Origin of the sequence: Paraburkholderia dipogonis (assembly GCF_046027395.1) — a bacterium.
In the GTDB taxonomy this organism is placed as follows: domain Bacteria; phylum Pseudomonadota; class Gammaproteobacteria; order Burkholderiales; family Burkholderiaceae; genus Paraburkholderia; species Paraburkholderia dipogonis_A.
The window spans coordinates 1-11,873 of record NZ_JAQQEG010000088.1 but is presented as its reverse complement, the minus strand read 5'-3'; the positions used below and the strand labels follow the sequence as shown (position 1 = coordinate 11,873).

General features: G+C 60.7%; 12 protein-coding genes and 3 pseudogenes. 9 read left to right on the top strand and 6 right to left on the bottom strand.

Going from position 1 to position 11,873, the window contains the following annotated elements:
* The 4 genes and pseudogenes from PQR32_RS41505 to PQR32_RS41490 form a co-directional block, all read left to right on the top strand.
* The coding region (locus tag PQR32_RS41505; protein ID WP_408241510.1) for a hypothetical protein at positions 1–215 on the top strand (215 nt) is incomplete at its 5' end.
* A 197-nt stretch (positions 216–412) separates the two neighbouring features.
* A pseudogene (locus tag PQR32_RS41500) lies at positions 413–1,208 on the top strand (alpha/beta hydrolase).
* A 3-nt stretch (positions 1,209–1,211) separates the two neighbouring features.
* Positions 1,212–1,553, top strand: coding sequence for a hypothetical protein (locus PQR32_RS41495; RefSeq protein WP_408241507.1), 342 nt, complete (start codon positions 1,212–1,214; stop codon positions 1,551–1,553).
* On the top strand, positions 1,550–1,747 hold the full coding sequence (locus PQR32_RS41490) for a hypothetical protein (RefSeq protein ID WP_408241504.1): 198 nt from the start codon (positions 1,550–1,552) through the stop codon (positions 1,745–1,747). The genes PQR32_RS41495 and PQR32_RS41490 overlap by 4 nt, the downstream gene beginning before the upstream one ends.
* 108 nt (positions 1,748–1,855) lie before the next feature.
* On the opposite strand, the gene PQR32_RS41485 is transcribed toward PQR32_RS41490, so the two are convergent.
* A complete protein-coding gene (locus tag PQR32_RS41485) occupies positions 1,856–1,990 on the bottom strand; it encodes a hypothetical protein (RefSeq protein WP_408241501.1) in 135 nt (44 codons plus the stop codon).
* A 533-nt stretch (positions 1,991–2,523) separates the two neighbouring features.
* Positions 2,524–2,930: pseudogene (locus tag PQR32_RS42290) on the bottom strand (IS110 family transposase); the annotation flags it as partial.
* 154 nt (positions 2,931–3,084) lie between these two features.
* Between PQR32_RS42290 and PQR32_RS41475 the strand changes: the two are divergent.
* Positions 3,085–3,508: pseudogene (locus tag PQR32_RS41475) on the top strand (IS91 family transposase); the annotation flags it as partial.
* An 86-nt stretch (positions 3,509–3,594) separates the two neighbouring features.
* On the opposite strand, the gene PQR32_RS41470 reads toward PQR32_RS41475, so the two are convergent.
* From PQR32_RS41470 to PQR32_RS41455, 4 genes are all read right to left on the bottom strand, one after another.
* Entirely contained in the window at positions 3,595–4,536 is a 942-nt protein-coding gene (locus PQR32_RS41470; protein ID WP_408241496.1) for a 3-hydroxyacyl-CoA dehydrogenase NAD-binding domain-containing protein, read from the bottom strand.
* A gap of 3 nt (positions 4,537–4,539) precedes the next feature.
* The gene (locus PQR32_RS41465; RefSeq protein WP_408241493.1) at positions 4,540–5,460 is read right to left on the bottom strand and encodes a beta-keto acid cleavage family enzyme; all 921 of its coding nucleotides are present in this window, start codon (positions 5,458–5,460) and stop codon (positions 4,540–4,542) included.
* 243 nt (positions 5,461–5,703) lie between these two features.
* Positions 5,704–6,885: an MFS transporter gene (locus PQR32_RS41460; RefSeq protein WP_408241490.1), complete on the bottom strand. Its 1,182-nt coding sequence runs from the start codon at positions 6,883–6,885 to the stop codon at positions 5,704–5,706.
* A 144-nt stretch (positions 6,886–7,029) separates the two neighbouring features.
* Positions 7,030–7,734 (bottom strand): Crp/Fnr family transcriptional regulator, encoded by a 705-nt coding sequence (locus tag PQR32_RS41455; protein WP_408241487.1) that lies wholly within the window; start codon positions 7,732–7,734, stop codon positions 7,030–7,032.
* A 113-nt stretch (positions 7,735–7,847) separates the two neighbouring features.
* Here PQR32_RS41455 and PQR32_RS41450 point away from each other — a divergent pair, with 113 nt between their 5' ends.
* The 4 genes from PQR32_RS41450 to PQR32_RS41435 all read left to right on the top strand — a co-directional run bounded on the left by PQR32_RS41450 (position 7,848) and on the right by PQR32_RS41435 (position 11,533).
* Positions 7,848–8,261 (top strand): acyl-CoA thioesterase, encoded by a 414-nt coding sequence (locus PQR32_RS41450; RefSeq protein ID WP_408241484.1) that lies wholly within the window; start codon positions 7,848–7,850, stop codon positions 8,259–8,261.
* Positions 8,262–8,297: 36 nt separating this feature from the next.
* Positions 8,298–9,071 carry an SDR family oxidoreductase gene (locus PQR32_RS41445; protein ID WP_408241481.1) on the top strand — a complete coding sequence of 258 codons (774 nt, stop codon included), beginning with the start codon at positions 8,298–8,300 and terminating at the stop codon, positions 9,069–9,071.
* A 102-nt stretch (positions 9,072–9,173) separates the two neighbouring features.
* The gene (locus tag PQR32_RS41440; protein WP_408241478.1) at positions 9,174–11,081 is read left to right on the top strand and encodes an FAD-binding monooxygenase; all 1,908 of its coding nucleotides are present in this window, start codon (positions 9,174–9,176) and stop codon (positions 11,079–11,081) included.
* An 11-nt stretch (positions 11,082–11,092) separates the two neighbouring features.
* Positions 11,093–11,533: a MarR family winged helix-turn-helix transcriptional regulator gene (locus PQR32_RS41435; protein ID WP_408241475.1), complete on the top strand. Its 441-nt coding sequence runs from the start codon at positions 11,093–11,095 to the stop codon at positions 11,531–11,533.
* The last annotated feature ends 340 nt before the right edge of the window (positions 11,534–11,873 follow it).

Sequence of the window (11,873 nt, the reverse complement as noted above, 5' to 3'; positions counted from 1 at the left end):
TCGCTGCCCTTGCCAGCCGCCGTCGAAACTCGTCACAACGATGCCGCGCTCGCGCCGAGGATGCTCATCAGAGTCTTCGCATTACGCTGTCCCTGATCCTCCCGGTTGTTAATCTATACACCGACGATTGTTACTTCGATGGTGGCCGACAGCGGTCCAATATTGAAACGACAAGGCCGCTCGCCGTCGATGCTTTCGGTGGTGTGATTCACTGAAGTATGCAGCACAAGACTGGTCCACGGTTCACTGTGCAAGCGGGGGAGCGTCGTTGCCAACTGCCCGTTGCCTTAGAGCCGTCCCTCCCGGCGCCGACAGCGCGTGGCTCGCGACGACACGCATGGACATAAGCGGTGGCCAATGCACGCTAAACTGGGTTCGTCACCGAAACGATCAGTGGATCGGGCTCGAGGCGATGAAATTCACCGGGTTGATGTTGCGTTTCACCGTTGTGCCTGATTGTATTCGCAGGAGCCGCCATCTTGCAGGATCGTTTTATCTACTTCCCTGAGAAGGCTGCAACCGAGGACGTCGTTTCCAGCGTACTTCGCGCCTGGCCGACACCTGAGGCGTTCCGGGGCCTCGTGGCCGAGCCCGTCGCATCCGTGCGCGCCACCGTCATCGTCTTTCATGGCAATGCCGGGCATGCCGGACACCGTTCGTTCTACGCCGCAGCGCTCACGCGGCTCGGGTTGCGCGTGATCCTCGCCGAATATCCAGGCTACGGGCCGCGCGACGGCACGCCGGGCGAAGAGAGTCTGGTCGGTGATGCCCAACAGACCATCGCGCTGGCGCATCGGCTCTATGGCGCGCCGCTGCTGCTCATCGGCGAATCGCTCGGGGCCGGCGTGGCGGCCGCCGCCGGCTCGCGTGAACGCGACAAGACCGCTGGCTTGCTGCTCATCACGCCATGGGATCGGCTTGAGCACGTCGCCGCTTATCACTATCCGTGGCTGCCCGTGAAATGGCTGCTGCGCGACCGATACGACAGCGTGACCCATATGGCGTCGTTCGGGCGCCCTGTTCTCGTCGTGGTTGCGGAGCGCGACAGCATCGTCCCCCCGCGCTTCGGCGAAGCGCTCTACAACTCGCTGGCCGAACCGAGACAACTGATAGTGGTGAAGGCAGCTGAACATAACGACTGGATCGGCCGCGTCGACGGAACCTGGTGGCGGGAGGTGATCGGCTTCCTGCTCACGGCTTCGCATTGAAATATGAAATCACGTTCCGTCCCGTCCGGCAGGGAACGCTTCTATGTTCTCGATGCGAAGAACAGACCTGTCGAGGTGTTCGACCGCGGCGAGTGGTCGCGCTGGATGACAGAGAACGAACTGACTTTCCGCCGCACGCTGCTGGACGAATCCGGTGTGACGGTCACCACCCGCTTTCGCGGTGTGTCCGAACCGAAAACCGGGGAAGGTTCGCTGTTCGTGACGCGCGTCGCCGGAATAGAAGCGCGAGACAACAAGAGCTACGGAGCACGTACGCTCGATGAGGCGCTGGAGCCGCATGAGCTCATCGTGCAGAAGATCGTCCGCATGCTGACCAGGCGGTGATCGCCACAGCACAACGATTCTCCTCGACCATAACCATCCCCGGCGCGGACGACATTGCCTGCCCGGGCGTCCGCCCGAAGGTCGCCACGCCCAAAGTGACTATCTATCTGACTGACGGCCTGCAGCCTTTCGACCGTGAAATCGGATATGACAATGGCGCGCCACTCTCGTCCGCACGGCTGCAGCCCGAATAACCATCCGGGCGCAGGACAGGCGATTGAAGAAGATCGGCGGCGACCGGGTGCAATTGACCGCAGTCGATGTGAGCCGACCACCATCCGTCGCTGTTCGGCCAATTTGAGTCATTCAACACCACCGGGTAAATCGTTCACAATCTGCGTCAACGGCGATGCGGTCCCGTCCATGCCGAGCTGGCGCGAATAGGGCACAATGATCAAACCCACGAGTGCCTGCACCGCAGGTGTGAAGGTGCGCATCACTCGCCAGCGTATGGTCGGAAAAATCGCCCGACACAGTGGCGCGGACATAGCAGCCGGAGTAACGCCCGGCCGCCCGTGGCATTCCACTCTACGAAGAATGGGAACCGAGTGGCCATTTCTCGCGGCGGACGGAGCTCCCGGGCAAATTTTCGATACGTGCTCTCGGCCAGGAGCGGCCAGTCGACGTGTTGACCTAAATCGTCGACACCCATTAGCGGACCGGGTGTCAAGTGAGCAAACAATACCCTCGACTGCCTGAGCAGCCGATTTCGATTCCACTAACCGAATGCAGTAGCCGATCGCACCCGTTTCTTCGATTCATGGCTGCGACGGATCGCGCCAGACACCCATCAGGATCAAGCGATGGACGTTACAACGGTTGCTCGTCGCCCTGGTGATTTCTCACCCCGGAAGAACGTTGGTGCCGCAATGCGTCCATTGGGTTCGCACAATACTCGTGGTTGCCAAACATCCGGCACCAATCCAGGGCCGGCTCGCGTTGCAGGCGATCCGCTTTGCTGCGCATCGGGGAGCGTCGTGATGACCGCGACGTTCGCGCGGACCGCGAGCGCCACGTCGTCTGGGAGATGCAGCTGGTCGACAGCAGCCTGGTCCAGTTCCTTGACCTGATTGCTCGTGATTCGCGTGCCGCACTGACGTGCCGTTGTGTTCTCGACGGCAAGGATGTGGCTGGTGCGGCTGCGCACCAATTGCATGCGCCTGCGAGCGAGGTCTCGCACCTCACGGTGTTTCACCGGCAGGATAGTGCCGGTAGGAAGGATGCCCAGGCGCAGTAAATGGGCCAGATACGCGCGTCGGTTTCGTCACCACTGCGCTTGAGCCCATCGTATTTTTTGATCGCCGTGGTGTTGGCCAGATGGACCACGAAACCGGCCACCTGCAGACCGTCGACAAGCCAGTACCAGTTATACGTGCTATAGAAATATTTCCATAGCACGTATTACGGACGCCCCGGAATTATGCGCGGTTTGTCGGCCATTCCGAGGTGCTTCGGCCAATCCCTCCGAACGCCGGGTTGCGCCTCACCAACGACAGACTTTGCATGACAGATACTGCTCTTCTCAGATGAGCGCTGGATTGCCTGTCGGCCCGGCTTCTTCCTGCCGGCGCGGGTCCTCTCCCGCCTGTTCGGCGCCGCTTCCTCGAAGCACTCGAGGCGACGCACCGGTGCGGCCAGTTGCAGTTCTTCGGCGAGCACGCGCGGCTCACCGATTCCGCAGCCTTCGCCCGGCGGCTCGCGCCGCTGGCGCCTGCGAGTGGTTCGTGTATGCCAAGCGTCCCTTTACGGGACCCGAAGCCGTGCTCGCGTACCTCTCACGCTATACGCACCGCGTTGCGATCTCCAATCAACGCCTGATCGCTTTCGATGAGCACGGTGTGACCTTCCGCTGGAAGGACTACCGGGCGAAGGGGCACACGCGCTACAAGACCATGGCGCTTGAGGCCGGCGAGTTCATGCGCCGCTTCCTGCTACATGTGCTGCCCGGCGGGTTTCTGTCGCAAGAATGGCAGTTTCAACGTGTGCCACCTCCGGCCCAAGGTCTGCGTTCAAGCTCTAATCAGCTTCAGGTTCCGTTCACCTACGGAATCTGAGAAAGATTTCGCTTCATCTCCAGTAGCTGAACCAGCAATTGATCGCGCTGACGAAGCATTTCTGGAAAATCGTACGACTGCAATTCGGTATCGACGCCTTTCGCGATCGACTCGATGTAGTCGTCTGTCTCCGGATACCTGCCCAGGTCTCTGGCCCACTCGCGCTGGGCCACACCCAGATGCTGCAGCACATGCGTGATGCCACCGGGGCCTCCAGAAGCGTGAAGGTTGAGAAACGGACCGAGCAGCGCCCAGCGCAGGCCTGGGCCGTAGGAGATCGCCGCGTCGATGTCCTCCACAGAGGCGACCCCGCGCTGTACCAGACTAATGGCTTCTTGCCATATCGCCACCTGCAGACGATTGGCGATATGACCTTTGACTTCTTTGTTGATCCTGATGACCTTCTTGCCCGTTGACGAATAGAACGCCATCGTTCTCGCTATGTTTTCGGGAGACGTGAGGCTGCCGCCGCCGACCTCTACCAACGGGATGATGTGGGACGGATTGAATGGATGCCCAAGGACAATCCGTTCCGGATGCTTCGCGCCTGCCTGAATCTCGCTGATTGCCAGCCCCGACGACGACGACGCGATGATCACGTCTGCCCTTGCGGCAGATTCGATGCCCGCGATTAACGAGTGTTTGACATCCAGCCGCTCCGGGCCGCTTTCCTGAATGAAGTCCGCATCGCGCACCGCCACGCCCACATCAGTCGTGAAAGTCAGGTTTTCCCGCGATGCGCCATTCGCCAGCCCGAGTCTCTCGACGACAGGCCAACAGTTGTCGATCCAGTTGCGCAGGCGGGACTCGGCCCCGTTGGCGGGGTCCGTCGCCGTGACCGCGAAACCATGCGCCAGGAAGTGTGTCGCCCAGCCTGCGCCAATGACGCCCGTGCCGACGATGGCGATGTTGACGGCTCGCTTTGTCATGATCTAACTCTCCAGGCAGGCAGCGTTGATTGTTTCGCGCAACGGCCGCAGTCCAATGATCTCCCGTGCCTCAGCCGGCGTGGCCGGCTCGTAACCCATCTCACGTACCAGGCGAACGAGCCGCTCGACCAGTTGCACGTTGGTGGCCAACTCGCCCTGCCTGTAATACAGGTTGTCTTCGAGCCCGACGCGCACGTGGCCCCCGAGTAACAGCGAGTTCATCGCGGCGGGCAACTGCGCCGCGCCGATGGCGCTGACGTTGAAGACGGTGTTGCGGGGCAGATGGTCGACCATAGTCTGCAACAGGCGAGGCGTGTAGGGCAATGCGCCCTGGAAGGCATTGGCACCGATGACGATATTGATGAAGTGCGGGGCATCGTCGAGGCCTTCGTTGATGGCCCGTTGAACATCCTGGACGATGTCGGCAAGACCGAACACTTCCCATTCCGGCTTGATGCCGCGCTCTCTCATCATCTCGGCGATCTGCCGGATTCGCGAGGGCGGCGTCGCAACCAGGATTTCCTTGCCGTTGAAACTTGCGATCACGGTCTGCGCATCGAGCGTGCACATCTCGACGCCGTCACCCCGCATGCCTTTCAGGCGTTCTTCCCACTGGATTTCCCACAGGCCGTTGTCGAGTTCGCGAACCATGTCGCCGTTAATGCCACCGCCGGTGGAGTTGTTCAGAATGATGTCGCACCTGTCGCGAATCAGCCGGTTGATGTGGCTATAGATTGCAGGATCGCAGGTGGCCTCGTCGTCGGGACGCCGTGCATGTACTGCCACGACACTGGCACCGGCGTTGTAGCAGCGGTAGGTGTCGTCGGCGATTTCCTGCGGCTGTGTCGGCAGGTTCGGGTTCATTTTCTTGTTGGCCATGCCGCCCGTCGGGGCGACGGTCACGATCACTTTGGGCTTGCTCATGCTGGTCTTCTCCGGAGAAGAAATGGGTAAAGGACAGGATTGACTATGACTGCCCGATCAGTGCGCGCTCGCGCCATCGCCCGGGCCAACGCGGATCGCGCTCTTTGGCAGGCCCAGCAGGATCGTCAGGCCGCCGCCAATGACAAGTGCGATCAAGCCCAGCAGACCCATCTGGATGCTGCCCGTCGCGCCCTTGATCCAGCCGATCAGCGTCGGGCTGACGAAGCCGCCAAGGATGCCCAGTTAGCTGATGACCGCGATACCGGCTGCGGCTGCGTCGCGCCCAAGGTAGGTCGGAGGAATCGACCAGAACAGCGAGCCGCCGCCAAAAATGAAGAAAGAGGCAACACACAGCAGGACCATCACCGGGACGACTGCGGTGCCGAGAAAGGAAGTCGAGGCCAGAGCCACCGCGCCGAGGACCAGGGTTCCACCGACATGCCAGCGACGCTCCTTGAAACGGTCCGAACTGCGGCTGATGGCGAGTACGCCAAGCGCACCGAAGATATAGGGCACTGCCGTGTACCAGCCAATCCTCGCGATCGGGGCGATGCCGAGGCCTTTGATCATGGTCGGCAGCCAGAACGTGAGCGTGTAGACGGCGCAAGCGCAGCAGAAGTAGACGAAGGCAAGCACGTAGGTTTTCGGGTCTGCCAGCGCCGCGGCGAGCCTGCCATGATGTCCAGCCTTTGCCTCGCCCCGGTGGTCGGCATCAAGGACCGACTGCACCAGCACTTTTTCGGCGTTATTCAGCCAAGGCGCGCGGCCAGGCCCGTTCGGAAGCATGCGGTACAGCACGAACCCCAGCAGAACGGTCGGCAAGCCTTCGACGAGGAAGAGCCACTGCCATCCATGCATGCCGCCAAGGCCTTCCATGCCGCTCATGATCGTTCCCGACAGCGGGCCGCCCAGGACGCCCGTGATCGGCATGCCGAACAGGAACAAACCCGTCACACGGCCGCGCCGCTGGCTCGGGTACCAGTACGTCAGATACAGAATGATGCCGGGGAAGAAGCCTGCTTCGAATATGCCCAGCAGCAACCGGATGGCATAGAACTGCCACGGTGCCGTGACGAAGGCGGTCGCCGCGGACGTTAGGCCCCACAGCACCATGATCCTCAGGAAGGTCAATCGCGCGCCTATCTTCTCGAGCAGCAGATTGCTAGGCACCTCGAACAGCAGATAGGTGACGAAGAAGATGCCCGCACCGAGTCCATACACAGCATCAGAGAAAGCAAGGTCTTGCTTCATCTGCAGCTGCGCGTATCCGATATTGATTCGATCAAGGAACGCGAAGACATACGCGATCAAAACGAGCGGCATGACGCGCCAACTGATCTTACGAAAGACGGCGTCTTCGGCTATGTGGTTCGTCGGGCTCTCGACGAGCGCGGCGGCGGCGGGCAGCGGACGAGCGGGCATCATGCGTGTCTCCTGGTCTTGTATGACACGCATTATTTCGAGCGACCGCTTCCACGACTGTCGATCGCGCGACAGTTGGAGTCAGCGTAAACACCAAGCAATGCGCGAACGCCGTCGGCAACGATTCGCGAAGAAAGATACGCGGCGCTAGCGTGCCAAGGCGTGAAGCCCAGGTAAATCCAGCACGACGATGCCGCCGTATTCAGTGCGCACGAGGCCGGCATTCTTGAAACGGGTCATCGCCTTATTGCACGTTTGACGGGACACGGCGGCCAGGTTGGCGAGTTCTTCCTGAGACATCGGCAGATGCCCCAGGCCGCTCGGATTGGACAATGGTTGCACCATGCCCACCAGCGCCCGTGCGACAAGACTGTCGGTATCGAGCAATCCGTGCGCGGCGACGGCGCCCATGAACCAGTGCAAACGCTCGTTGACCTGAAACAGCAGAAATTCGTTGAACGACGGCTGATGCTCGCGAAGCCAATTGAACGTTGTGCGTGGAATCTGCGCGACGCGGCTGTCGCGCAACGCGATGAGATCGGACTCGCGCGGCGCGTTGCGAATCAGCGTGCCTTCTCCAAACCAACTGCCTACCGACTGTCCGCCTAAAGTCACCGACTGTCCGTCGCGCGCGGTGATCGACCACTTGATGAGGCCCTCGAGCATGCCGAACCACACATGTTGCCGTTCGCCGTGGTGCCCGAGGGTCTGACCTGCGGCGACGGCGCGCTCCGACGCGTCAGCGCGCACGCGAGACTTCACGGGTTCGTCCAGCCTTTCGAACCACTGCGACCGTGCGAGTAGTTCGTCGAGCGTAAGCGAAACAGTGACCATCCGCTTTTGTCTGGTCATTCCCTGCTCCCAGAGCCACCCGCCCGGCGGTCAATGCGAACTGTCGCCGCAGAGACAGTGTTGCGGGTGCAAGACACGCACAATGATCGGACTGGAAACTGGAGCATAGGCCCGTGAGTAAAGAAACTGTCTATCGTGTCGACGTGCAATTCGGCGATTGCGACCCGGCCGGAATCGTCTTTTTTCCGAACTTCTCGCGCTGGATGGACGCCGCTTCGCACGATTATTTTATACAGTGCGGCCTGCCACCATGGCGGCTGATGCAAACGCTACCCCATTGCATCGGTGCGCCGCTGCTAGAGGTCCACACTCGCTTTCACGCCTCGGCGACCTACGGCGAAAGTCTGGAGGTGCATACCCGCATTGAGGAATGGCGAGGCAAAGTCTTTATCCAAAGCCATCGAATCATCCGCAACGATACGCTGATTTGCGAGGGCCGCGCGACACGCGCGTTGTGTATCAAACAGGACAATGGACGGCTGAAGGCCGTCCCCGTGCCCGACTTTATACGTGCTGCCTGCGACTGAGCGGCGAGCGTGACCCAAGTCAGAAAAGAGGGTTTCATGATCACATCAAAAGGCTGGCGCGTGCTGGTGACGGCGGGTGCAGGCGGGATAGGGCGCGCCATCGTGGAAGCATTCGTGTCGGCGGGCGCGAGCGTCTTTGTCTGCGACATCGACGAAGCGGCGCTTCAACAGATGCAGGCGCAACTGCCGGGCGTCAGGACATCGGTGTGCGACATCGCCGATCGCGCGGCGGCTTCGCGGATGGTCGCGGACGCCGCGTCCGCTCTCGGTGGATTGGACGTCCTGATCAACAACGCGGGCATTGCTGGACCGACCGCGAGTGTCGCGGAGATGGATCCGGACGCGTGGGAAGCTGTGCTTCGTCTGAACCTCACAGGCACATTCATGGTCACGCAACAGGCCATCCCTTTCCTGAAGCAATCGGGCGCGGGCGTGATTCTCATCATGTCGTCGCTCGCCGGCCGCTTCGGTTACCCGAACCGCAGTCCCTACGCAACGACCAAATGGGGGCTCATCGGATTCGCAAAGACCTTGTCACGGGAGCTGGGCGAATTCGGCATACGAGTCAATGCGATCCTGCCGGGTGCCGTGGAAGGTCCGCGTATTCAGCAGGTGCTGGCAGGACGTGCATCAGCCGGCGGCCGCACCGCCGCGCAGGAAGAGGCGGATGCCCTCGCCAATCAGTCCATCAAGCATTTTGTAGATCCAGCGGACATCGCGGCGCTCGCTGTTTTTCTGGCATCCGACGCCGGGCGTTCCATTTCCGGGCAAATGATCCCAATCGACGGAGATTCGCAAAGCGCATCCTGAGATCAGGGTAAACATCCATGAAGACATGAAGCGCTTTTAAGTAGTTGGTGTACGGAGTATATTCGCCGCCAAGGTAATCAAGACTGATTGGAGGAAGACATCATGCAATTTCATCTCAACGGTTTCCGCGTCGGGGATCCGATGATCGAGCCAACCGCCGATGGCGCGCCTCGCGTCGAAATGCCCGATACGGTCGATGTGCTCGTCGTCGGAAGCGGTCCGGCCGGACTCGTGCTCGCGGCTCAGTTGTCGCAGTTTCCGTCGATCACGACGCGAATCGTCGAGCGTCGCTCGGGGCCGTTGCTGATGGGGCAAGCGGACGGCGTCGCGTGCCGCACGGTCGAGATGTTCAATGCATTCGGCCTGAGCGACCGCCTGCTGCGCGAAGCCTATTGGGTCAACGAGACGGTCTTCTGGCGACCCGATGCAAACGATCGTGGCGCGATCAAGCGTACCGGACGTGTTCAGGATACCGAAACAGGCATGTCGGAGTTCCCGCACGTCATCGTCAATCAGGCGCGCGTGCAGGACTATCTGCTCGATGTGATGCGCCGTTCCGCGCAACGGCTCGAGCCGGATTACGATCTCGAAGTCGTGGACGTGCAACGCGATAGCGAGGGCGAGTATCCGGTGCGCGTCACGCTACGCCGCACGGACGCGGCGCGACTCGATGAAAAGGTCGTCGTGCGTGCGCGCTATGTCGTGGGCTGCGATGGCGCGCGCAGTCGCGTGCGCACGGCCATCGGCCAAACGCTGCGCGGCGATGCCGCCAATCATGCGTGGGGTGTGATGGATGCGCTCGCCGTCACCGACTTTCCGGACATCCGGCTGAAGGCTGCGATTCAGTCTGCGAGCAAGGGCAATCTGCTCATCATTCCGCGCGAAGGCGGCTATCTCGCGCGCTTTTACGTTGATCTTGGCGAAGTCACGCCTGAGAACCGCGACACCGTCAAGCAGATCACGGTCGAGCGCATCATTCAGACCGCACAACGGATTCTGCATCCCTATTCGCTCGACGTGAAAGAGGTCGCGTGGTTCTCGGTTTATGAAGTGGGACAGCGTTTGACCGATCGCTTCGACGACGCTATCGCCACCGATGGAACATCTCGCGAGCCACGCGTGTTCATTGCCGGCGATGCTTGTCATACGCATAGCGCGAAAGCGGGTCAGGGCATGAACGTTTCGATGCAGGACGGCTTTAATCTCGGCTGGAAGCTCGGCGCAGTGCTGCAAGGATTGAGCGACATCGAACTCTTGCGCACGTATTCCGATGAACGCCAGCCCATTGCGCAAGAGTTGATCGACTTCGACAAGGAATGGTCCGCGATGATGGCCGCGCCGCCGATAGATCCCAATCGGCCCGAAGCAGGCGGTGTCGATCCCGCGGAGCTTCAGGCTTACTTCGTGCGCGCGGGCCGCTATACGGCGGGCGTCGCGGCGCGATATCGGCCGGGTGCGTTGACGGGCGAACCGACATCTCAATCGCTCGCGAGCGGCTTCGCGATCGGCACGCGCTTTCATTCGTCGCCTGTCATTCGTCTCGCCGATGCAAAGCCGATGCAACTCGGCCACGTTGCGCGCGCCGACGGTCGCTGGCGGCTGTACGCATTTTCGGACGCTTGCGGGACCGCGCTTAATGCGCTGTGCGAACATCTCGCCACGTCGCCCGATTCTGTTTTGCGTCTCGTCACGCCAGATGATGCCGATGCGGATAGCGTCTTCGATCTGCGCGCCGTGTTGCAGCAGCCTCATCGCGAAGTACGACTTGAAGATCTGCACGAGTTGCTGCTGCCGCGCAAGGGACGCTACGGCCTCATCGACTACGAGAAGGCGTTTACGAGCGACGCATCAGCTGATATCTTCACTGCGCGCGGCATCGACCGCGAACGGGGCGCGCTGGTTGTGGTCCGTCCGGACCAGTATGTCGCGCATGTACTCCCGCTGGACGCTTACGCCGAATTGAACGCGTTTTTGCGGCCCCTTTTCCGAACGAACACACCTTCTCGTTAAACGCCTAGAAATTGCCAACCAAACACGACTACCCTGAAGCGCTTTCGAAATTCACGGGCAGCCTGGTACGCCGCGCCCAGCAGCGCCACGTAGCGGTATGGCTCAGCGAAGTCTCCACCGAGATCACGAGCGTCCAGTACGCGGCGCTCGAAATCTTGCAGAAAACGCCCGGTATAAATCAACGACAACTCGGCGATGAACTCGACGTGGACCGTTCGACCATCGCCGATCTCGTCGGGCGCATGGTTCGCAATGATTTGATCGAACGCTCGGACGATCCCATCGACAAACGTAGCTATGTGCTGTTCCTTACCTCCGAAGGCAAGAAAAATCTTGCAACGTTGCGTCCACGTGTTGAGGAGGTCGAGCGCATTCTCACTGCGAGACTGACACCGACCGAATGTCTGGACTTACGGCGCCTGCTTTTGGCACTGTTGCCGCTGGGGGAATAGTGCGTTTGTTACTCGCAGGGGTATTGTTGCAGCAAGTCACAAAAGCCGAAGGACTAGTCGGACATAAATCTTATAGGGTCTTTGTGGAAGAATAGCCGGATGCCTCGACCGGCCTCGCCAGTCGGAAGAGCGTCGTATTCCTAAGTTGACCCTAAGCCCCGCGGTACAGAGTTTCGTTTCGTCACGAAGGCGGTCACTTGGAGTGAAGACCTCGAGGCAGCGGAAATTGACGACTGCGAAGGCCAGCGACGCGACAATCAACTCAAGGACGCAAGCGACGGTTGTATCGTGGAAGCGGTCGTTGCAGTCGCACGAGTGCAAACGGCTGCTTTGGGCCAGG